At 40.6% G+C, this 24287-nt stretch carries 18 protein-coding genes; 8 read left to right on the top strand and 10 right to left on the bottom strand.

Annotated elements, in window-relative coordinates:
- Window positions 1-125 precede the first annotated feature (125 nt).
- From IPO83_12475 to IPO83_12450, 6 genes are all read right to left on the bottom strand, one after another.
- Window positions 126-1481 carry a SusD/RagB family nutrient-binding outer membrane lipoprotein gene (locus IPO83_12475; protein MBK9732078.1) on the bottom strand — a complete coding sequence of 452 codons (1356 nt, stop codon included), beginning with the start codon at window positions 1479-1481 and terminating at the stop codon, window positions 126-128.
- Between the two features lie 32 nt (window positions 1482-1513).
- Entirely contained in the window at window positions 1514-4777 is a 3264-nt protein-coding gene (locus IPO83_12470) for a SusC/RagA family TonB-linked outer membrane protein (protein MBK9732077.1), read from the bottom strand.
- Window positions 4778-5022: 245 nt separating this feature from the next.
- The gene (locus IPO83_12465; GenBank protein MBK9732076.1) at window positions 5023-7143 is read right to left on the bottom strand and encodes a thioredoxin family protein; all 2121 of its coding nucleotides are present in this window, start codon (window positions 7141-7143) and stop codon (window positions 5023-5025) included.
- Between the two features lie 144 nt (window positions 7144-7287).
- A complete protein-coding gene (gene purQ / locus IPO83_12460; protein ID MBK9732075.1) occupies window positions 7288-8022 on the bottom strand; it encodes a phosphoribosylformylglycinamidine synthase subunit PurQ in 735 nt (244 codons plus the stop codon).
- Window positions 8023-8027: 5 nt separating this feature from the next.
- Window positions 8028-9035 (bottom strand): hypothetical protein, encoded by a 1008-nt coding sequence (locus IPO83_12455; protein ID MBK9732074.1) that lies wholly within the window; start codon window positions 9033-9035, stop codon window positions 8028-8030.
- Window positions 9036-9047: 12 nt separating this feature from the next.
- Window positions 9048-10508 (bottom strand): hypothetical protein, encoded by a 1461-nt coding sequence (locus tag IPO83_12450; GenBank protein MBK9732073.1) that lies wholly within the window; start codon window positions 10506-10508, stop codon window positions 9048-9050.
- 150 nt (window positions 10509-10658) lie between these two features.
- Here IPO83_12450 and IPO83_12445 point away from each other — a divergent pair, with 150 nt between their 5' ends.
- The gene (locus IPO83_12445) at window positions 10659-11858 is read left to right on the top strand and encodes an acyloxyacyl hydrolase (GenBank protein ID MBK9732072.1); all 1200 of its coding nucleotides are present in this window, start codon (window positions 10659-10661) and stop codon (window positions 11856-11858) included.
- A gap of 55 nt (window positions 11859-11913) precedes the next feature.
- Here the strand turns inward: IPO83_12445 and IPO83_12440 are convergent, their stop codons facing one another.
- From IPO83_12440 to IPO83_12430, 3 genes are all read right to left on the bottom strand, one after another.
- Window positions 11914-12387 carry an SRPBCC family protein gene (locus IPO83_12440; GenBank protein ID MBK9732071.1) on the bottom strand — a complete coding sequence of 158 codons (474 nt, stop codon included), beginning with the start codon at window positions 12385-12387 and terminating at the stop codon, window positions 11914-11916.
- A 25-nt stretch (window positions 12388-12412) separates the two neighbouring features.
- On the bottom strand, window positions 12413-13099 hold the full coding sequence (locus tag IPO83_12435) for an SDR family oxidoreductase (protein MBK9732070.1): 687 nt from the start codon (window positions 13097-13099) through the stop codon (window positions 12413-12415).
- Window positions 13100-13228: 129 nt separating this feature from the next.
- Window positions 13229-16144: a glycosyl hydrolase gene (locus IPO83_12430; GenBank protein ID MBK9732069.1), complete on the bottom strand. Its 2916-nt coding sequence runs from the start codon at window positions 16142-16144 to the stop codon at window positions 13229-13231.
- Here IPO83_12430 and IPO83_12425 point away from each other — a divergent pair.
- The 7 genes from IPO83_12425 (at window position 16143) to IPO83_12395 (ending at window position 22691) form a co-directional block, all read left to right on the top strand.
- Window positions 16143-16304: a hypothetical protein gene (locus tag IPO83_12425; protein MBK9732068.1), complete on the top strand. Its 162-nt coding sequence runs from the start codon at window positions 16143-16145 to the stop codon at window positions 16302-16304. The genes IPO83_12430 and IPO83_12425 overlap by 2 nt on opposite strands.
- A 222-nt stretch (window positions 16305-16526) precedes the next feature.
- Window positions 16527-16895 carry a diacylglycerol kinase family protein gene (locus IPO83_12420; GenBank protein ID MBK9732067.1) on the top strand — a complete coding sequence of 123 codons (369 nt, stop codon included), beginning with the start codon at window positions 16527-16529 and terminating at the stop codon, window positions 16893-16895.
- Between the two features lie 6 nt (window positions 16896-16901).
- Window positions 16902-18062 carry a hypothetical protein gene (locus IPO83_12415; GenBank protein ID MBK9732066.1) on the top strand — a complete coding sequence of 387 codons (1161 nt, stop codon included), beginning with the start codon at window positions 16902-16904 and terminating at the stop codon, window positions 18060-18062.
- A gap of 264 nt (window positions 18063-18326) precedes the next feature.
- Window positions 18327-18521 (top strand): hypothetical protein, encoded by a 195-nt coding sequence (locus IPO83_12410; protein ID MBK9732065.1) that lies wholly within the window; start codon window positions 18327-18329, stop codon window positions 18519-18521.
- Window positions 18515-19177 carry a hypothetical protein gene (locus IPO83_12405; GenBank protein ID MBK9732064.1) on the top strand — a complete coding sequence of 221 codons (663 nt, stop codon included), beginning with the start codon at window positions 18515-18517 and terminating at the stop codon, window positions 19175-19177. The genes IPO83_12410 and IPO83_12405 overlap by 7 nt, the downstream gene beginning before the upstream one ends.
- Window positions 19178-19185: 8 nt before the next feature.
- A complete protein-coding gene (gene priA, locus IPO83_12400; GenBank protein ID MBK9732063.1) occupies window positions 19186-21672 on the top strand; it encodes a primosomal protein N' in 2487 nt (828 codons plus the stop codon).
- A 233-nt stretch (window positions 21673-21905) separates the two neighbouring features.
- Entirely contained in the window at window positions 21906-22691 is a 786-nt protein-coding gene (locus IPO83_12395) for a DUF3494 domain-containing protein (protein MBK9732062.1), read from the top strand.
- Window positions 22692-22874: 183 nt separating this feature from the next.
- Here the strand turns inward: IPO83_12395 and IPO83_12390 are convergent, their stop codons facing one another.
- Entirely contained in the window at window positions 22875-24275 is a 1401-nt protein-coding gene (locus tag IPO83_12390; protein ID MBK9732061.1) for a radical SAM protein, read from the bottom strand.
- Window positions 24276-24287: the final 12 nt, after the last annotated feature.

Raw genomic sequence — 24287 nt, 5'->3', positions numbered from 1 at the left:
CCATTAGCATTTCTACCTCAGGATAAGCCTATTTAAATCTTGAATTGAAATGCGGGCTTAATAAAAACAAAAAAAACCTGCCTGGATACAAGCAGGTTTTTTTTGCCATTTTAATTAATCCTCTATTATTGATTCCACCACAATTCAGGTGAATACATTGTAGAGTTCTTGTCTGGAATGCTGCTGTTATACAACCTTTCGTTGGTCGGATAAATAAACCTTGTGGGAATAGTTCCGCCTGCATTGGGAGTAAGAACAGGGAAACCCGTTCTGCGCAAATCCACCCATGATTCAGGATGTAGAAAATTGGCCACCCATTTTTCATAAATAATCTGTGCAATCATCGAATTCATGTCACCTGATAAGGTTCCGTTTGCAGCAATGTATGCAGCAGCATCTTCTGCAGCAACGCCGTAGAAATCCATACTGCTCTGAATTGCCTCTGTAAAAGCAGTTTGACCATCACCACCTGTACGTACCAGCGCTTCTGCTTCAATGAACTTACGCTCAAATTCAGCCATCAATACTACTGGTGAATTATCGGCAGAAAAGAAAGGACCCAGGTAACCAGGACCCCAATAATCACCGTTTACATCGATGTAAACCTGATAACGCGGATCATTCTTCGCAGTCATCTGTTGCAGGCAGGCGCCATCATAGACAATATCATCACGTTGTTCGATGTACTGAAAAGCGGGGCCGGGGCCTGCTGAAGTGAAAGGATAGAGCGCGTCTGCGATAGCACCACCAGCGTTAATTTCTGCTAATGCATTGGCAGCGGCATTCGGATCCTTCTTGGTAAGATGGATATAATAACGTGCCTTCAATGCATGTGCAAAAGAAGTCCATGCATCAAGATCTCCATTGTAAATAAAATCGTCAGATCCCGGAGCTTCCACATCATCACCCAACAAATCACCATTGCCAAGGATGCTTATCCCTTCATCAAGCAGTTGTTGAATGGAAGCATAAATACTCTCCTGACTATCGTAGGCTGGCGTCAGGTTTTCGTTACCCTGGAATGCTTCAGTGTATGGAATATCGCCCCAAACATCAGTCGTCATTCCAAGTGAGTAAGCCATCAGGATACGCGCTACACCATCATAAGCATCATAATGTCCGGCATTTCCTTCCTCGGCATTAATTACCATTATTGAATGGAAATTAGACATGGTAGCTGCATAGATGTTGTTCCAGGCATTGTTAAAATCTTCCTCTGAAAAAGTATACTGATTATAAGCAACAAATTGGCGTGATGCTCCTGTGATGTATTGCGTCATAATACTGGTGAATCTCGAAATGTCCCCACCCTGAACATAGGCAAGGTTGCCTTCAGCCCCAGGTAACAGCACTCTCGGTATTACACTGGTAGGAGAATTCGGGTTGTCATTTACACCCTCCAAAAACCCTTTTCTGCAGGATTCTGAAACAACAATCATTGTTGTCATCAGAAGGATTATAAAAATTTTGTTGTATCTCATTGTTAAGAAATTTAAGATGAAAAAAAGAGCGATTACAGGGTAAGTCTTAGATTAAGTCCAAAACTTCTTACACCCGGCATATTGAAATAATCCATTCCCTGGCTATGATTGGCACCTGTCAAACTGGTTTCAGGATCAACGCCCTTGTAGTCAGTCGATAACCAAAGATTACGACCAACCAAAGAGATGTCGATTGAAGCAATTGGTGTTTTTTCCAAAACCTTGGGAGCAATTGTGTATGTTAACGCTAATTCTCTCAATTTGATGTAAGAACCATCTTCAATAAATTGCTCGGTTGGTCCGCCGAAACCGCTACCAAGTCCCTGGTACCAACTCTGATCTAAAGGCACTTCAATATTATTGGTTTGTCCATCAGACAGAACGCCTTCAAATACAGTCGTTTCACCACGATTTTCAGTTTCTACGGTTTTACCAAAGAAATTAAGTGCACCTCTTGTTCCATTCCAGAGATCTCCACCTTGTCTAACATCCATCAGCACACTAATAGAAAGACCTTTCCAGGCAAGAGAAGTGCTCAGGCCTGCGATCCAATCAGGATTCACATCACCAATAACACCAACCTGTGCATCCTGAATCGGATAGCCGTAAGTAGGATTCTCGCTTCCATCAGACAGGAATTGAACATCATCAATCACGATGTTACCATTATCATCCCTCAACCAACGACTTCCATATATAGAACCGTACTGTTCTCCAACAATTGCATAAACGGCTGAACCTTCAAATCCGCCAAGAAACAATTCATTAACGCCGTTAGCTAGTTCCAGCACTTCACTCTTGTTAGTGCTCCAGTTAGCGCCAATATCCCATTTCCAATCCTTAGTCTTGATAGCTGTGATGTTCAGGGCTACTTCAAATCCTTTATTTTCAATAGAACCTGAGTTAAGATATTGCTGCTGGTAGCCAGTAGAACCGGCGATAGGAGCAGGAATGATCTGATCAACAGATTTTGACTGGTAGTAGGTAACATCAAGACCTATTCTGTTATTGATAAAACGAAGGTCAGCACCTACTTCAAAGGAAGTTACTTTTTCAGGTTTCAAACCCGGATTTCCAAGCGTTGCTGAATTAGAATATGCAGTAGTTGCATTACCATTTGCATCAGGCAAAGGAAAAGCAATACCGGAAGTCCATCCATCGCTGGCAGTCGTTTGAGCGTAGTAATTTTCAAGTGCATACAAAGGAGCATCATGTCCAACCTGTGCAACAGACAAACGAAGTTTTCCATAAGGGAAAACTTTGTTATTGCTAAGTCCCAGCGCTTCTGTAAATACCCAGGAAAGTGATGCAGAAGGATAGAAGAATGAATTGTTTTCAGCAGGAAGAGTAGACGAATGGTCATTTCTGCCAGTAAGTGTAAGGTAAAGGCTATTTGCAAAACTAAGATCCAATGAACCATAAAATCCATAAATCCTGTAATGAGACTCATATTCGCGGGTGAGCACGTTTGCAGCATTAGAGAAGTTATAGAAATCAGGAATCACAAGATTATCTCCCTGTACGTAAATATCCTGTTTACTTTGACTGAGTGCATTGAAACCCAATGTCAAAGAACCGCTGAATTTATCAGAGAATTGTTTTGAAGCAGTACCCAACAGATCATTATTAATCTGGCGGTAAGTATAGTCGCGTTCAAAGATCTGTCCATCAGGCGTAGCACGTGAATTAATTGCGAAAATCTGGTTGCGGCGATCTGAATAGAAGTCAACACCCACTCTTTCTGTAAATTTCAACCAGGTCCAGGGAGACCATCCAACTTCACCATATCCGTACATGCGGTTAACATCATCCTGAAAAGGATTCTGATTGATAGTCCAGTAAGGATTGTCATAACCTACTCCCGCACGATAGTTCCGTTGTGACCCATCATCAAGAACATAGGCAGATGCTTCTGTGGGGTCATCAGAACCATTCGAATTATCAAAAGAAATAGGAGTACGAAGCAGATCCAGCATAAGACCAGAAAGGTTCGAACCCTGTTGCACCCGGTTTCCACCTGATTTTACATAGGTAATTGAACCGGCTGTTGAAAATTTCTCGGATATCTTCATTTCACCAGACAAGGTTCCGCTGTAGCGTTGAAAATCAGATAAAGGAACAACACCTTTCTGGTTAAGACTTCCAAAAGAAACTCTGAATCCACCCTTGTCGCCACCACCGGAAAGTGAAAGATTGTTTTCCATGGTATTACCGGTTCTAAAGAACTGGTCTTCGTTATTATAGGGTGTGAAGGGAATTGCCGCAGAGTTATTTGCTGCTGCCGATTGGCCAATCAGTTCACCATATTGATTATAAGGAGTTACCTGTGTTGGATCCCAGAAAAGTGTATCGGCTAAAGCGCCCCATGAACCGGAAGCAGTAGAACCGTATTTAGCGATAGTACCGCCAGACCCTTTGATATATTTGTCCTGCATTTCAGGTAATTTATTCACCTCTTCTACAGTGTATGTGCTGCTAAAAGAAGCATGCATACCCTTTCCGGCTCCTTCTGCTCCACCTCTTTTCGTGGTAATAATTATTGCACCATTTGATGCCCGTAATCCATATAACGCCGCGGCAGCAGGACCCTTGAGAACTGTTATAGAAGCAATATCGTCTGGATTTACGTCAATTGCCCTGTTGGAATTGTTTACACTTTCCAGCAAATTATTATTAATGAGCGCTCCTTCGTTATCAGGACTGCCCGATGCATTATAGGAGTTATCAACCGGAATACCATCAATTACAAAAAGCGGTGAGTTGTCACCTGTAATGGAAGTAGCTCCGCGAAGTTGCAGGAAAACCGAACTGCCTGGAGCTCCGGAGGAGTTAATTACCTGAAGACCAGCTACTTTACCAGACAAAGCTGATAAGGTATTGTTTGCGCCGGCTGCTGTTAATTTATCACCGGAAACATCCTGAACAGAATAACCAAGTGACTTCTTTTCAGCAGAAATACCCACAGCGGTTACTACTACTTCTTCCAAGCCGAGAACATCTTCTTCAAGTTCGATATTCACCACATTGGTAGCGCTGATAGGCACTTCTTTCGATTTGTAACCGAGGTATTTAAATACCAGGGTAGTTGCATTGGATGGAACGGACAGCGAATAATTGCCATCGACATCAGTGTAGGTACCTGTTGTAGATCCCTTCACGAGGACAGATGAGCCAATGATTGCTTCCCCGTTATTGTCTTTGACAGTTCCGGTAATCAACCGGTTCTGTGCAAAAGAAGCTTGCCATGTGAGTACTAGAACAAGCATCGCAAGCAGTAAGCGGATAGCTTTTGTCATAGGATTTTAGTTTGGTGAATGAAAAAAGATGGTGGTAAATGTATGTAAAATACTCTCAGAAAAGAATGCGGCATTTAACATTATGAACAATCCTTCGTGAAAGTGTTGATCCGGACGAACCAAATCTTCTGATAGACGAAACCATAGAAATAAAGGTTGTAAGGAGTTGTTTGTTTTTTATCGAAGGCCTGATCTTCTACAAAAGATGGCAGTACATAAGGAGACTACACAGAAATTCTTGCCTGCTATTTGGAAGATAATAACATGTTACGCGCTTTAAATTTGCTTATCCCTTCATCCAAAAACCTGACATAAGTGCTTATATCAGCCGTATAAGCTCTGGGTGGAGTGAGCAATTTTCCTTCATTATCAAGTAAAACATAATAAGGTTGTGCTCCTATTCCATAATTAGAATATTGAATATCAAAATTTCGGTCGCCCAAGGTAATGATTTGTTTGTCAAGCGCTTTGGAGAAGTATTGTTGGTCTTTGGGTAGTTCAAACTTATCATCCACATATAAAGAGACCATCACATATTCGTTTCTTAATCTTTTCAGCACTTCCGGATCAGGCCAAACTGACTTTTCCATCTTCCTGCAATTAACACAACCCCAACCGGTGAAATCGACGAATAATGGTTTCTTCAATTCTTTGGCTTTGGCCAATGCCTCATCATATTCAAAATACAAGTCAAGGCCCAGGGGCGATTCAAAGAGTGACCCGTATTTTTTAGCTACCGGAAGCTCACTACTATTTTCCTGGTACGGTTGATTGTGCACATTTGCCTCAAGGGTAAATTCAGAATAAACAGGAAGAAATCCACTTAAAGGTTTAAGCGGTGCGCCCCACAATCCCGGAACCATATAAATAGCAAAAGCAAGACTCACGAGGGCAAACAGTAATCTAGGTACGGAAATATGAGACGAATCTCCATCAAGTGCCAGCCGGATTTTACCTAGGAGATACAATCCTAACACAAGGAAAATGATAATCCAGATTGATAAAAATATATCACGGGAAAGGAAGTTCCAATGATAAGCCATATCAACTTTGGAAAGATAGATAAAACTAAGGGCGAGTTCTATAAATCCAAAAGATACCTTGATAGTGTTCATCCAACCGCCTGATTTGGGGAGTTTTTTTAATCCTGATGGAAACCAGGCAAACAAACCAAAGGGCAGTCCAAGTGCCAGTCCAAAAGCTGAAAATCCAATCAATGGTTTCACAAATTCTCCATCTCTGGAAACAATAGAAATAAGGTTAGCTACGAAGGGCAGGGTGCAGGAAAATGACACCAGTACCAGTGAAAAGGCCATGAAAAAGATACCGATCAGACCACCTCTGTCAGACAAAGATTCAGATTTATTGATCCAGCTCGAAGGAACACGGATTTCGAAAACGCCTAAAAATGATAAGCCAAAAAGAAAAAAAAGCACAAAAAACAAAAGGTTGAAAAACCAGCCGGTAGATAATTCATTGAGCTTTTGTTCATTGGTAAATAATGAAACGAGGATGCCCAGCAACACAAAAATTACAATGATGAAAAATCCATATAGAAATGCATTGAAACGACCCTGCTGCTTGCTTTTATTTTGTTTCAGAAAAAAACTAATGGTGAGAGGAATAACGGGCCAGACACATGGCATCAGCAAAGCAATAAGTCCATAGCCAAATCCTGCCAGAAATGTTTGCCAGTAACTCATCCTTCTCACGTCATCTTCATCAGCTTCAGTATTGACCTGAGCAGTTGCCATCGTTGAATCGATAACACCCACAGAAGAAATTGCTCCAACGGAAGTTGTATCGGGAATTGAATCCTTACTTATGGTTCCAACTGAAGCACGATCATCAATTTGCTTCATCGCTGCACCAACAGTATCAATAGCCGGTGTACCCGTTAATTTAAACTCAAACTTCTGATCGCTGGGTGGATCGCAGGATCGATCATTGCATGTCATAAAACTGACCATCCCATTTACGAAAACATCTGAAGCATTGATCTTCACTCTCTGGGAAAATGTCACATACTCTTCATACCATATCAATTTCATATCATCAAACAACGGCTCGATCGCTTCTTTACGGTTGCCAACTTCTTTTACGATTCCAATGCGCTTATAGTCCTTTGAGTTTTCAAATGTAAATGATGATGGTATAGGACCGCCTTCACCAATAAACTGGCTATATAAATGATAACCAGCGCCAATTTTAGCTTTTATAAGGAGATCGAACTCGTCTGATTTGATCTTTTTGGTATCGAAACTCCACTCTACATTCGGATTGGCATATTGGGCAGATATGCTAAACGAAAAAGCCGTCAGCAATAAAAACAAAAACAGTAATCTAATTACAGCACTTTTAGGCATGAAGCAAAATTGTACTATTATTTATCCAAGACACAAGGGACTCACGCAATTAACACTTTATTAAACAAGCTACCACAACACAATGGGTATTGGTTAAAACTCAATTTTTACGCTGATCAGCAATAAGTGTTTCAATTGCTGCTGTTAACGTAAGAGGTCATCCATCACATCCACTTCCAAAGCTTCGGCATAACTGATAAAAGTTTCGAACAATAATTTACCGTCAGTATTCCCGAGCATGTCTTCAGAAGCCCTTTCCGGATGTGGCATCATGCCGAAAACATTCCGCGTTTCATTGCAAATGCCTGCGATATTTGCCATTGATCCATTAGGATTTCCTGTATCATTCACCCTGCCGCTCTCATCACAATACTGAAAAATCACCTGCTTGTTTTTTTGTAAACGATCAAGTGTTTGCTGATCGGCATAATAGCGTCCTTCAGCGTGTGCAATCGGAATTTTGTAAGCACTTCCAGGCATTAATCCCTTAGTAATAGCCGATTCTGCGCCGGAAGGAGTGATGAAAACATTTTTGCAAATGAACTGCTGACCGGCATTTCGTAATAACGCACCAGGAAGCAAACCAGCTTCGCAAAGAATTTGAAATCCATTGCAAATGCCCCAGACAAATCCACCGCTGTTGGCAAATTCCACCACGGCATTCATAATAGGTGAAAAACGGGCAATCGCACCTGAACGAAGGTAATCGCCATACGAAAATCCTCCCGGCAGCATAATACAATCATTCAGGCTAAAATCAGGGAGTGATTTGTCTTTATGCCAAATCACAACAACTTCCTGTTGCAGTACTGATTCCAATACATGAATAAGATCCCGATCGCAATTGGAACCAGGAAAAACTACTACACCAAACTTCATGTAAATTAAATTAAGGGATTAAAAAGGTAGTAGAACTGAAAAAAAAGAATGGCCAAAATTAAGCATAAATGAACGACTTCAACAATAGCTTTTCGCCTGAACTCTGCAAAGAAAAATGCAAACGCTAAACCTGCCGGTATGCACAGCCAGACAAAATGGAACAATTCTCCCGTAAACTGTATCAAAAGTGATAGAATTCCTGCCACAAAGAACCATGCCACTACAATCAGATAATTGCGCACCTGTACTACCATACGAAACAGATTGGATTGTATAAACGTAGCTGCCCAAACAAGAATGGCAAGCACAGGTATTCCAATAGCGAATATGCGGATGTTGCGTTCGATTGCCGCCGCATTGAACCGTAATTCTGAGATAATAAGTGAGTTCAGAAACTCAGGAAGCTGATGAATCCAAAAAAAGTAAACACCGATAAAATAATACGGCAATACGAGTCCAATGGCCGCAATCAGGTATTCACGTAAACTGAAAGGCCTCAACACCATGAGCGCTGCCAAAACAAAAAGAAAAAAAACGATGTATGGAAAAAAGAAAAGCGAAGCAATAGCAATCAGGAAGGAGGTATCAAAAACGGGAGCCGTCACTTTATCCTTTTTGTACCATGCAAAAATCCGCGCAAGCGCCATCAGCAAAAAAGTATTGGCGATAAGCGCTGAAGTAAGCAAGGTGAATTCGACAAAAAGAGAAGAAACTAAGATAAAAGAGAAAGCAGGCAAATACGACGACTTAGCCATGATACGGTAATAATTAACCAGGTAATTGAAATACAATGCCTGGAAAAACAGTAATGCTGTGCTTATGACATGAAATATAAAATTGCGGTCACCGGCAAATGTTGCAATCGCCTGGTAGGTAAGCCCACTGAGCAAATTGGCATTTTCAGGCACTTCAAAAACAACAGGCTGTGCAAAAAGCACAATCCGCAGTAATACAGTATAAAGGAGCAACATGAAAATAACAGCAGGATGATACGACCGGAATATGCTGACCAATGGAGAATGTTTTTAAAATATGATTTTAACAAACTGAAGGTAATTTCTTTTTAAGCTTGGCACCACCACTTCATTCGGAGCCACCTGTTTTGCGGCCTGGGGAATGATCATGACACCTTTTCTGTCGGCATTAAAAACCTCCACATGCTGTTGCTTTCCGGTTACGTCAATATTATAGCCACCCACACTTGTTTGTCCATTTTGAACATCATTGTAAATAAAGTGCAGTGCAGCAGGTGAAATGACAGTTGCAAAGGAAGAGTAGTAACCGCCATCACCTTCCGTAGCCTGCTTCTTGTGAAGAATTTGTTTCCAATTGAGTGACAAATCATCGTTAAAAGAAAAAACAGCCAATTCATCATAGTGATAATAATTAACCGTAAAGCCGGAGCTGATTCCAAAAGTGCCATAACCTGAGTTATTAAATGATTCGGATGAAACTGAAATTGCTTCCGTAATCAGTATACCACCACCATCTCTTGTAACAATCAGTTCCTTTGGCTGAAACTCAAAAAATCCATCATTCTTACGTGGCGGTTTATTTCCTGTGAGCTGTGATATGAAATCGAGAGAGTGCGGCTCAAATTTTTTGGCAGGCAAAGAATCATTTTCACGCAATACAAAGAAATATGCACCTTCAGATTCAACTCCCGCAGCGCTTGCATATAAACCTGCCATGAGCAATTTCCCGGAGCTTAAATCGATCTTTACTTTGCACGGAGTCAGCAAATGATTTTTCTCAAAGAATTCAGTTTCACTTAAATGCTGTCCCTTCGCTTTGATGTGAAAAACATGAAGCCCTGAAAAAGTAAAATCGTTGTTGAAATTCTTAGTATAGCTTTCTCCCACCACTACTGATGCATTGCCTTGTGTGTCTACTACCGCTTCAATCAATATTGGAATTTCCATACTTTTTATTTTCCAGGAACTAGACCAGAACTTGTGAAGGTGGAAATTGTAACATCGTGCATGAAGCAGGTCGTTGGAATTAAATGCCGCATCCTGATAATAGATCAGAATTTTTGATTTATCCGGATTGAATGCAAAATGGAGATCAGGAGCTGCGTTGACAAGGGTTCTGTTGATGGTATCTACAATGTAAGACAGTGGTCCCGGTTCAAGCTTTGCATTCGTTCTGAAAGCTTTAAGAAGTGTGACATTTTTGACGATAATGGAATAAAAAAAAATAATGGAATCTTCATACAAAACAATCTGCTCAAGCTTGGCATTCTTCTCCTTTTTGGGAGTGGCTTTTTTCCATCTAAGCTGCATGTTGTCGTAAAAAGCAATCATTTCATCGGTATTTCTGCCGAGCGCATGCACAATTGTACCTTGAAGATTCTTGCCCAGCACATCCACCCTTGCATAACCCGTTGTTACTTTTTGAGGTGCTGAAAACAAAATTTCCTGCGAAAAAGAGCAGCAGGGTATTAAGGAAGTGATCAACAATCCAAAACAAATTTTAAGAAACATGCGCAACAGATTTTCCTGTTCAAAAATACTTAAAACGTGAATGAAGCCGCTAAGATATAACACATCAATGCTAATATTAAAAAGCTTTAAGAATGCAAAGCTTCAAAATTATGAATTAGAAAATCGAGTCGATCGTCTAAGTATTTATAAATGTTATCAGGCTTACTGATGGACAAAGCCAATTCATTTTATATTTACCGGATGCTTGATTCCAAACCATCATTGCTGTGGATTGCATTCATTTTAAATTGTCCTTTCTTACTCTGTGCTCAGTCAAATGCAAACTTTAACAGTAATGTTGTGTGGAAAGGCTGGGGAATTGCACCAACCTATTCTCACGGAAGAGTGATCAGGCATACGCCCAACTTTCAACCGGAGATTGAAGGGCCGTCCAATGCTTTTGAAATAAATTTATCCAAACAAACACATGGCTCCAAAGACTGGCAGCAATTGTATCACTATCCGTTACATGGAATTGCAATCGCCTACACTGATTATGGAAATAAAGAAGTGCTCGGCTACGGAATTTCGATTTTACCCAACCTTGATATTCCTTTGATACGCGGTGAACGACTGTGCCTTCATTTGAGAATCGGAACAGGCATTGCATTTTTATCAGAGCATTATGATTACAACAATAATCCGGAAAATAATGTGATTGCAACCACTATTAATAATACCACTTCATTTTCTTTGGGAGGAAGCTGGCGGTTTGCCCGCAATTTCTCTTTCCTTGCAGGCGGTTCGCTTACCCACTTTTCATCCGGTGCTGTTAAAACTCCTAATCTTGGTATCAACATTAAAGCATGGAACGTGGGGTTACGCTATGAACCGGTGCCGTATGATAAAAGTGAATTCATAAAAAGGAACCTTGCTCCGCTTCATAGAAGAGTGCTGTTCAACGTTGCCGCAGGGCTTGGTTTCCAGGAGCAATTACCTGCTGAAGGACCGATGTATCATGTTTATCAATTTCAGCTTTCAGCAGGCACATTACTTACACGATGGAACAAACTTTCCATCGGGGCAATGGGGACGTATAAGGAGGCTGCAAATAGTTTTATTAAACACGAAGAAATTTATCCTGATCAATATTTCCTCCACTCCTGTGCTGTATCAGGTTTTATAAAAGATGAATTTTTGTTTGGCTTTGCAGGCGTCTCGATAGTGGCCGGTTATAATTTTTACAAACCTTCTCCGCTGGAATATGGGTTTTATCAAAAGTTAGGAGTGCCCATTTACCTGCCTCCATTTGGAAAAGAAAAACATGAGCAGTTTTCTATTGGTGTATATGTGACTGCCGGAGAATTTACCGCCGATTATGTATCGGTGGATGCAGGGTTTGAATTTTAGCCTCACATTAATTTTCTATAAGTCTCTCTTTCTTCCTGATACAATTGAGACCTGCTTATTTTGTTGAATTGCCAAACAGCGATTCCATTTTCTTCTTTCTGAATGCAAAAATTCCTTCCACTCTTTTTTGTACCGTAAGCCGGTTGATGATATCACCTAAAAACCAACCCGGCACTTTCCAGCTCACAATATCAGTCATCTTCACTCCTTCAGGCACTGCTTCAAAAAAGTGCTCGTGGTGCCAGTAAGCAAACGGACCGCTACGTTGCTCATCAATAAAATGACGTTGGTATTCTACGGCTGTAATTTCAGTGGTCCAGTTTAATGGAATACCTAATAAAGGACTGACTTTATATTTGATCAGCATGCCAGCGTACACTTTGTCCTCCGGATTGAATGTAGATAGAATATTAAAATTCATTTCCGGTGGTGTGATCTTGTTCAGGTTTAGCGGAGAAGAAAAAAAATCCCATGCTTCGTTCAATGGAATGGAAATGATTTGTGTGTGCTTTAATGTATGTAGACTCATTTACTTTTCTTTTTTTATCGTTGCACTATCTGGTTCCTGAAATTCCACCGTCCATTTTTATTACCTGGCCGGTAACAAATTTCGATTCATCACTTAATAGCCAATAGGCAAGTGATGCAATGTCATTCGCTGATCCTATCTGTTTTAATGGATGACGTTCTTTTGCTGCCTGAAACTTGCTCCCGGAATCAGTAAAACGAGCGGAAAGTGGCGTTTCAGTAAGTGAAAGTGCTATTGCATTTACCCTGACAGCAGGAGCCAGTTCGGCAGCCAGTGAGCGCATCAATCCTTCAACCGCGCCTTTAGCTGCTGCAATGGAACTGTGGAAACTCATTCCTGTTTCCACCGCTACTGTACTGAATAAAACAATGGAAGCAATTGCTTCCTTCTTTAAGTTGGGCAGATATTTTTGAATCGTTTTCACGGCACCAAGGACATTGATGCTGAAGTCATTCAAAAAGTCTTCATCGCGAAGGGATCTGATTGGTTTTAGGGTGATGGAACCCGGACAATACACCAAGCCATGCAGAGGCATTTCGATTTCAGGAAGTGCATCTTTCAAAATATCCGCAGCATAAAATTCCACTTGCGAAAGATTCAGTTCACGTGCGTTGCGTGCAACGATTATGGGTTTATTTCCATCAACCATTATTTTTTTTACCAGTTCGAAACCAATTCCTGATGAGCCGCCGGCAATGAGATAATTTTTCATTCCGCGTATTAACAGCGAAATGAGGGAAAGGTTTTCTGAGGCTGCAAACAAAAATTCTTTGGATGAAGTGATACCTCAACGGCAAAATGCTACCCTCAGGCGGAAAGGTTACGATCCGGTGCTCATTTGCTAGTCCGGTTTTTCAATTACCAATATGCCCTCAGATTTGATCCCGTTTGCTTCCACCGTGTATTTATATTTTCCTGCTTGTAAATAATAGTTTCCATTGTCTGCTTTTTTCAACTTTATTTTATCGTCATCTTCTTTCAGGTCTTTGTTCAAAAATTGTTCGTATGAAACATTCTGTGTTGAATCCGTTGAAAAATCATAATCGAAATAATTCAATCCTTTCACACCATCATAACTCAATTTATTCAACACCAGACTACTGTCTGCAAAAATGGTGATAGTTACTTTAGCCGGCTGATTCAGATATACTGGAATTTTTAATTGTGGTTTTGCAATGGTGTCCCAATTAAAATCTTTTTGTCCCCAATTTTTATTATAGGCAACAGGTTCAATGGAGAAAACAAACAATGGCTTTTGCAATATCGAATCGCGTAGCTGTTGCAATTCCTTCACGGAAGCAATGTAGATGGATCTGCCATGTGTTCCAAGAATTAAATCGTGATCACGGGGATGAATCACCAAATCATGTACAGCCACTGCCGGTAATTTACCGTTCATGCTCATAAAGGTTTTGCCGCGATCAAGTGATACATAGCAACCATTATCTGTTCCTACATACAATATGTTTTCATTTACAGGATCTTCTTTCACCACATTGATAGGTTCCATCGGGAGCGTGGTTCCGATACGCGACCATGTTGTTCCAAAATCCTCAGAAGAATACAGGTAGGCAGCAAAGTCATCCCAACGATATCCACTCAACGCAGCATAAACCCGAGACTCTTTAAATGCTGATGCCTGTATCCTGCTCACCCATAAATCCTGCGGTAACTTTTCTGAAATTTTTGTCCAGCTATTGCCGCCATCCTTTGTTACATACATTAATCCGTCATCGCTTCCGGTATAAATCAAACCAAATTTTAATGACGACTCCTGAATACTTGTTAAAGTTCCATAGGGAACATCTCCCTTTTTTCCACCCTTGGTGAGATCCGGTGAAATCGGTTTAAAATCGCTCCCATTGTTGAGTGAACGGAATAATTTGTTCGCGCCAAAATAAACGATGTCGGCATTGTGTGTAGAAAGGCAGATCGGCGATTGCCAGTTCCACCGGTACGGACGTTCGCCAAGTTCATGTGATGGGGTGATATATTTGGATGTTCCTGTTAGTGTGCTCACGCGAAAATAATTTCCGAATTGAAACCCTGTATAAACATTACTTCCTCCGCGTGTATCAACAGCTACCTGCATTCCGTCGCCATCCATAATTTCTTTAAATGGATAAATGCCTGTCTGATGCCACTCATTTGAATTGGTGGTGTTGCTGCTTCCAAACCATACACCGTTATCCTGCAGTCCTCCATATACGTTGTATGGTTTTTCATTGTCGTAATTCACAGAGTAAAACTGACCAACTGGCGGATTGTTACACTTCATCCACGTCTTTCCATCATCGTAAGATATATTTACGCCACCGTCATTGCCATTGATCAAATGACCTTTTTTATCCGGATCGATCCATAAAGCGTGATGATCAACGTGCACATTTTCCTGGTTGATATCGCGGAATGTTTTTCCACCATCATCAGAACTGAGCACCACGAAGCCAACGAGATAAACCTTATCAGGATTATTTTTAACAACACGAACCTGTGCGAAGTAGTAACCGTAGGTATAAAAAAGCTCGTCCATATAATCATTGTAGGGTTTTACCCAGGTTTTTCCACCATCATCGGAGCGGTACAATTCAGCGCCAACCACATCGGTTTCGAATAGCAGTGAGTTGGCATCGTCTAAGTATTCCACCAGCGTTTGCGGCGTAATCGTTCCTGATTTCATCAGCGTTAAAATGGTATCGGCAGTGTATTTCTCCGGAAAATTTTCATCGCGTAAAAAATTTTCCACTTTCTTTTTCTGCAATTGTTGAAAAGCGGAAACATTCATCGTACGCAACATGTCTTTGGTGAGCAGTGTAGTGTCTTCTTCTTTTTTCTTTTCACGGCGGAATTGATTATCGAGAAAAGCATACAGGACGGTGTTGCCATTTTTTATTCCCGCATCTAATCCAATACGCCCAACACCATCGCCATGAGGAAAAGTATTCGTTCCATCCGTAATCAGTTGCCAGCTTTCGCCTGCATCTATGCTTTTATAAATACCTGATGAAGGTCCGCTTTCCTGGAAATTCCAGGCCCGTCGATTACGATCCCATGCAGTTGCATAAAGAAAGTTCTTATTGCCCGGATCGATTATGATATCGATGCAGCCGGTGTGATCATTTACAAAAAGTGTTTGCTTCCAGGTTACGCCACCGTCTGTAGTTTTATATACGCCTCGTTCTTTATTGTCAGAATATAAATGACCGAGGGCCGCAACATACACTACATCGGCATTTTCCGGATCCAAAACGATCCGGCCGATATGCTGACTTTCATTCAATCCCATATTCTTCCATGATTTTCCACCATCTTCACTTTTATAAATCCCAACGCCTGCGTAGGAAGAACGGCTGGAATTATTTTCACCGCTGCCAATCCATATAATGCTGTTTTTCCAATCCACCGCAATGTCACCGATAGTCATAACTGCTTCATGATCGAAGAGCGGAGTAAATGACATTCCGTTATTATCCGTGCGCCACAAACCACCGGAGGCAAAGGCCACATAAAATTGTGCTGAATTTTCAGGATTCACGTCTACATCAGTAACACGGCCACTCATAATTGTCGGGCCGACATTTCGAAATTCAACCTGCTGCACCAATGAGCTTTGATCAAGCTCGTTTCTGACATCAAATCCCTGTAATCTTTTTACTGCTGTCGTAAACGGTGGAGGTGATACAGGCGTGGTAGAAGATTTTTTTTGAGCGAAGCACCATGAGCTAATGAACAAAAGAAGCAAGCAGATTTTTTTCATGCGCGAATTTCTTGATGGTGATGAAAATACAAGAAAAGATCAGATCAACATAGAAACTTCGACAAAAGAGAAAGCCATGCAGCAGAGGAACGTCTCCATAACCTCCAATAATCAGTTTAAAAACTCAAACATATTTCAGGCTGACATCATCATTGAATAACTGCTCAAAAAAGAGGCTGAAATTAAATAGGAATCATAAATGTTTGAATGGTGACACTTGTATTCATTTACATTTTGCTATTTCACACCTGAACAAAATTGCTTTCATGATAACAATCAGAAATTTTCAATTGAAAAAATATTGCTTCGCTGTATTTTGAACTGAAAAATGTGGAATCAATTATACTTCACGCGACTAAATCCACTTTCTTTGCTCAAAAAGATGGAAAAAGAATTAAAGAGCAGTAATATTTTCAAGAAACTCACGACCGCATTTACCGGTTTGCTGATTCCATACCGAACAGAAACCAGCATCAGGATTCAAACTGCAGTTGTAGTTGCTGGCACTTTGTTTGGCTGGTATCTGCAGATCAGCAGGACAGACTGGATTCTTTTAGTGTTGGCAGCAGCTTTATTGCTGATCACTGAATGTATCAACACAGCCATTGAGCAACTGGTTAATTTTGTTTCACCAGGCTACCATGAAATGGCCGGGAAAGTAAAAGATATTGCCGCCGGAGCCGTCTTTTTAGCAGGCACTGCCGCTTTGATCATTTGCATTTTAGTTTTCGTTCCTTACTTCAACAAATAATTTACGATGCAATTAATAGTTGTTGCAGATACTGTTACAGAAAAGCGATTTCTTGAAGTGCCGCTTTCGATCTATAAAAATGATGCTAACTGGGTTCGCCCGTTGGACAATGATATCAAAGCAGTTTTTGATCCTGATAAGAATAAACTTCTGAAAACAGGTGCCGCCATACGGTGGATTTTGGAAAATGAAGATGGGAAGCTGATTGGAAGAATTGCCGCTTTTGTAAATGAAAAAACAGCACGTACATCAGAATATGTGACGGGCGGTATAGGTTTTTTTGAATGCATCAATGATCAAAAGGCAGCGAATATTTTATTTGATGCTTCTAAAGAATGGTTATTATTAAAAGGAATGGAAGCGATGGATGGGCCGATTAATTTTGGTGACCGTTCATCGTGGTGGGGTTTGCTGTTTGAAGGATTTGAGCCGCCCAGTTACCAGATGAATTACAATCCGCCCTACTACATTCAACTCTTTGAGTCGTATGGTTTTCAGACTTACTTTAACCAACTGGTTTTCAGGTACAATATTCAGGATGAAGTGCCAGAACTATTCAGAGCAAAAGCGGAACGCATCTTCAGAAGCAGTGCCTTCCGGTTTGAACATGTAGATAAGAAGCAACTTAATAAGTATGCTGCCGATCTCACGCAGGTTTACAATGAAGCCTGGAGCAAAATGGGATTTTTTAACCCTGTGACTTTAGAACAGATGATGACAGCGATGAAAAAGATGCTTCCCATTATGGATGAGAGACTGATCTGGTTTGGCTATTTCAAGGATCGTCCGATTGCGTTTTTTGTGATGCTACCGGAAATCAACCAGGTGATTCGCTATCTGAACGGTCGCCTTGATTGGTATGGCAAGTTAAAGTTTGCGTGGTATCGCTGGCGTGGTGTGATTGATAAAATGTCGGGAATTTTATTTGGTGTAGTGCCCGATTTTCAAGGCAAAGGAATAGATGGTGCATTGATTGTAGCAACCGGGAATGTAGTACAACCTTTAAAAAAGTACAAAACTTTGGAAATGAACTGGATTGGCGATTTCAATCCCAAGATGATCCGTATGGTGGAAAATTTAGGGACCACTGTTTCTAAACGTTATCGTACTTACAGGAAAATATTTGATCCTTCGAAACCATTTTTTCGGGCACCTATGGTAGATTAAGGATAAAATACTTTATTTAGCATTCATATTTTTTCATTCAGTTTATTTATATGCCTGATAGAACCCATTTTCATGAGCTTGCAATGGAAAGATTGCAAGAGACCAAATTACTTTCCGCAAATGGACATTTTACAGGAGCCCGCTATCTAAGCGGATGTTTAAGCTGCGTAAATCAAGGTTGCAAAAATTGACAGAACTGAAACGGGAGAAATCTCAAAATCATTTTTAACGCATAACTTTGACAGACTTATAAAATTGGGGGGATTGCAGAAATTCTTAAATCAAGAGATTTCTAAAAATCCTCAATTCGCGGCGAACTGGTCGTTAATAGCTGGTTGGAAGGAATCTGACCGATACAATAAAATTGGTTCTTCTTCTAAAGCGGAGATGGAAGAAATTTTAAGTGCGATTGAAGACAACGAGAACGGAATTTTAAACTGGATAACAAAACTATGGTAGGTGAACTAACAATCGAAAATACTTTGCGACAAATTGAAAAGTATTTTCTCAGGCAACTCGACTTTGAATTAGCGGGAAGATCATGTGATTTTATCCTATTAACTCCCTCTGAATCCGGTTTTGAAAACCCTCAATATTCATGGTTATTAAGTGACAGAAGATTTGACCACTATTCTCAACTAATTATTATCCGGGAATTACTTGAAATCTTTCGTGAAAACCTGAGTGAGGAAGAATATCTCTCCATAGCAAGAATTAACATTATCAATAGCCAGAGTCCGTTAGTTAGAAACATCAGATCAATGTTTCCTCTTAACAAAGAATTTATTGAAATAACTGATGTTGTTGTTGCTGGTGAAAAAATCAATTATGCGATACTCATTAATTCCAAAAGGCTTCAGTTACTTAAAGCTGGTAGAGCAGTAACTATTACCAGAAATGATGGAATTGAAATAAATGCTGGGATAATTTCAATGGATCATACTTATCAAATTAAATATTGGACTGGCAAAGGTCTCAGGGAGCTTTTCAATACGAGTGCATCTTCGGAAGAAATAATTATCGCTGATTCAAACAAATCGAAAGATGATGCTTTTCTGTCGGAACAAAACTATATTGCTTATATCAATTACGATGAAATTCTGAGTATCAGTTAAATTAATAGATGTTTCCAGATACATTATCGCATGAATTTTCAACATTTGCTGAGGTAATACTTCCATTATCACTACAGATAAACTACACGTACGGTATTCCAAAAGAACTTGAAGCTAACGCCACCATTGGAAAACGTGTCGAAATTCAATTCGGTCAGCGAAAGATTTATGCGGGAATCATTAAACGCATTCACCACCAAACTCCAAAGGAATACAGAATCAAACCCATCATCTCTGTATTGGATGAATCTTCAATAGTTACGGAAACGCAATTGAAGTTTTGGGAGTGGATGGCCGGTTATTATTTGTGTGCTGAAGGAGATGTAATGAATGCCGCGTTGCCCAGCGGATTTAAGCTGGAGAGTGAAACCAGCATTGTAATGCATCCTGCTTTCGATGACAACTTTTCAAATCTTTCCGATAAAGAATACCTGATTGCTGAAGCGCTGCATTTACAAAAAGAGTTAACCATTGACGAGATCGGGAAAATTCTACGGCAGAAAACAGTATATCCGATCGTTCAAGCGTTGCTGAAAAAAAATGTAGTGTTGGTGAAGGAACAATTGCTCGAACGTTTCAAGCCAAAGATGGAAACCTTCATCCGCATTAATCCTGTATATGAAAAGGATGATCAATTGCGACCGATCTTTGATGAACTCGAAAGAAAAGCACCTAAGCAACTGGCATTGCTGATGGCTTATACACACCTCAGCAATCTCCACGGTACACGCTATAAAGAAATTCTGAAAAGTGATCTGCTGGAAAAATCAAAAGCCGACAATGCCGCATTGAATGCATTGCTGAAAAAAAATATTTTCCTGCAACAGCAGAAAGAAACAGGGCGAATCAACGAAGTGGAATCTGAGAACATCACATTTGATCTGACATTACCACAGGAAGAAGCGTTAAAAAATTGCGCGAAACAATTTGCTGAAAAGAATGTAACGCTGCTGTATGGCGTAACGGGCAGCGGAAAAACAAATGTGTACATAAAGTTGATGGAGGCAGCACTTGCATCAGAAAAACAAGTGTTGTATCTGCTACCGGAAATTGCATTGACAACACAGATCATTGAAAGGTTGCGCAAACAGTTCGGTAAAAAAATAGGTATCTATCACTCACGTTTCAATCCGCAGGAACGTGTGGAAATCTGGAATAAGCTATTACATGGTGAATACCAGATTATTCTTGGCGCACGCTCAGCATTGTTTCTTCCATTTGAAAACCTCGGACTGGTGATTGTGGATGAAGAGCATGATTCTTCTTACAAACAAAATGATCCCGCTCCCCGTTACAACGGGCGTGATGCAGCCATTTATCTTGCAAGTTTACACGGTGCAAAAACTTTGTTGGGAAGTGCCACACCATCACTGGAGAGTTATCACAATGCCACAGCAGGCAAGTTTGGTCGTGTTGAACTAAACGAACGATATGCAGGACTTGAAATGCCGGAGATAGTACTAACCGATGTGAAAGATGCGAAGAAGAAAAAACAATTGCATGCACATTTCACTGCAATGTTGTTGGATGAATTGAAAGTAACCGTTGACAAAAAAGAACAGGCCATACTTTTTCAAAACCGGCGTGGCTATGCGCCTTACATGGAATGTGAAACATGCGGTTGGACAGCGATGTGTCCGAATTGTGATGTACACCTCACCTATCACAAATTTCAACATGAATTGAAATGTCATTATTGCGGACATAGAAAAAGTTCGTTCTCACAATGTCCGGCCTGTGGCAGCAGTCAACTAAAAATTACAGGATTCGGAACGGAGAAGATTGAAGATGACCTGAAAGTTTTTCTTCCGGGCGTTGTTATCGCACGGCTGGATTATGATGCAGTGAAAAGCAAGAATGGTTATCAAAAAATAATCGGTGCTTTTGAGCGCAACAAAACACAGGTGCTCGTAGGAACACAGATGGTGACCAAGGGTTTGGATTTTGAAAATGTTTCATTGGTTGGAATATTGAATGCCGATCAGTTGATTAACTATTCCGATTTCCGGTCTGCTGAACGTGGCTTCCAGGTGATGTCGCAGGTGAGCGGCCGCTCAGGAAGAAAGAACAAACGTGGCCGCGTGATTATTCAAACCAGCAACATGAACAATGCATTGTTGCCCTTTATCATCAATCATGATTACCGTGGATTTTATGCGGAAGAAATCAGGCACCGTCAAAAATTTCAATATCCGCCTTTTACAAGATTGATTCAACTTATTTTCAAACACAAGGATAAAAAAACGGTGTGGGAAGCGAGTCACCTTGTTGCAAACGCTTTGCAAAAAGAATTGCAGAAGAAATTATTAGGACCTGCAGAACCGTCGATTGCACGTATTAAAAATCAATATTTAGTTCAGGTGCTTATCAAGCTGGAACGGTCCGGTACATTGATTCAACACACTAAAAAAAGAATAAGGGAAGAATTAGACCGATTGGCGGAAGGGAATAAATATCGTTCGGTACATGTAGTGGTGGATGTGGATCCGTATTAGATTTACTACTGCTTTTTCAGCATCTCTGTAAATGTTTCAATATCGATCACATTTATTTTCAGAAATGAAAATGCTCAGCACCTTAAAATGTGAGTCGTTTGCCTGTCTTCTATAAAATGCATCAAAAGCATGAATGATGTAACATTTTCATAAAATTATGCAACACCATCCGCTGTGAAGGTGCTTAGGTTTGCAGGTTGACAATGAAGTCAACAATCAAAAAATAAAAATTCATGAAACCTGAAAAACTATTCCCCATCGCAGCGATGCTATTTGTTTTTGTAATGGGAAGCTGCAATAAAGAAGCGGATCCGGATGTTTCTTCCGGAATTTCTCCACTTGAAAAGATTGCGCCTGAACTACTTGGGCCAGCAAAAGTTGACCTTGGCGCTGCAGGCAAATTTGTGATACTGTCAAAAACAGGAATTACTGATGTCTTTCCTTCTGCTGTTACCGGAGATGTGGGAACAAGTCCGATTACCGGAGCAGCACTTCATCTGGCCTGTACAGAAGTAACTGGTACCATTTATACCGTAGATGCAGCCGGTCCGCTTCCATGCAGGGTGATCAACGCAATCAAGTTAACCAATGCTATAGGTGATATGCAAACTGCTTATACAGATGCAGCAGGCCGTTCCAATCCTGATTTCCTGAATTTGGGTGCCGGAAATATCGGAGGTAAAACACTAAAGCCCGGACTTTACAAATGGACAAGCGGAGTTACTATCCCAAGCGATGTCACTATCAAAGGCAATCCGAATGATGTCTGGATTTTCCAGGTTGATGGTACGCTCAACATGAGTTCTGCCGTCCAAATTACTTTGGCAAGCGGAGCACAGGCGAAGCATATTTTCTGGCAGGTTGCCGGTAGTGTTACTTTAGGAACTACCAGTCATTTTGAAGGAAATATACTTGGGCAAACGGGTATTCATCTAAAGACTGGCGCATCCATCAACGGAAGAATGCTGGCACAAACAGCAGTAACACTTCAAATGAATACTGTTGTAAAACCACAATAATTAACAGTTTCAAAATCGTGAAGGAGTCCTGCTAATTCAGTTGGGCTCCTTTTTTATTCCTTTGAATTGCAATGATTGATTTGAATCTCGGATTTAAAATTATCAGGTAGATCCTTTGCCCAATTTTATTATTACTAAATGTGAATTCGCAACTCAAATCAGTTATTTTTTCTGACCAATCAATTAACTTTTCCTCATCTCCCACTTCATCAAACTTCTCGAAGCCAGGGATTTTAATTTGTACAGCGCAACCCGGGAAAAATTAAAATTTGCATTTTGCCTTAACCGTTGCAACGACATCTCATTGTAAATCCACCGCACTGCATAATCATAATACTTCCGTGAATAGGTACGCTTAAAGTCAATCTGGCGATCAGTGGAAGATTCCCATGGAAGCTGTTCAATAAACTGTGATTCAACTTCTTCATACAATGGAGTTCCTTTAATCGGATAAGCAACAGTGATCGTGTATTGATCAGGATCAGATGTTTTTAAATGTTCGAGTGTGAGTTGCACATCTTCATCGGTTTCACCCGGATAACCCACCATGATAAAAGTGCCGGCCTGAATCCCATACTGTTTTGAAAGTTGAATCATCTCGCGCACCTGGTTCACTTCTACCCTTCTGTCCATAGCATCAATCACTTTTTGTGAACCACTTTCCGCACCAATCCAAACACGGAAGCAACCGGATTCCTTCAGCAACCGGATCACTTCTTCATTCATACGATCGCTGCGGGAAATGCACTCATAACGGATCTTCAATTGCTGCTGCTTCAGTTCCTGTGCAAATTCACGCAGCCATTTATGACTGATACTAAACACATCATCCACAAACCAAATAGTATCGACTGAATAATTTCTCTGAATAAGTGCAAGTTCTTCTACAACCTGTTTGGCAGTTCTTCTCCGATAAGTTTGACCATACACAGCACGACTGCACCATTTACAAGTGTAAGGACAACCACGCATGGTGCTGACAGAAATGGCGCTTTCACCATGTTTGTTTTTCCACGCATCGAAATATAACTGAAGGTTAACCTTTGAACGATTCGGAAATGGCAGTTCTTCCATATTACGAATGTTAGTGCGTGGTATCGATTTTATGACGTCGCCGTTTTCAGTTAAAAATGCAATACCCTGAATTTCTTCCAATTTCTTTCCGAGGTTGCCCTTATAAAACTGAGTGAGCTCGAGCATGGTTTGTTCGCCTTCACCCAAAACTAAAACGGTTGCACCTGCCTTCAAAAAATCAGAGACATGGTTACGCACTTCCGGACCGCCGAGAATTATTTTTGAATGCTGTAAATTTTCGTGCTCCTTTATAAAACGAATGATACGCAACACATTCAGTTTCGTCATCAGGTTGGTGTAGATGCCGATTACATCGGGTTGCTGAGAAAGGAGTTGTTCCTTTAATTTTTCGAAAGTTGAAAAAGTGGAATCAAAAATAAAATTGTCGAAACCATGCTCTTCCAGGAATGCAGAAATACAAAGGATCCCCAACGGTACATAAGGTCTCATGATCTCCTGCTCTTTGGGATCTTCTGCGATGAAATAGCCGTGGGTGAGGAAAATAGTCAAGAGTAGTGAGTA

Source organism: Chitinophagaceae bacterium, from assembly GCA_016717285.1.
Classification (GTDB): Bacteria; Bacteroidota; Bacteroidia; order Chitinophagales; family UBA10324; genus JACCZZ01.
Note: the sequence above shows the minus strand (reverse complement) of the source record. Positions and strands in the feature narration are given on the sequence as shown.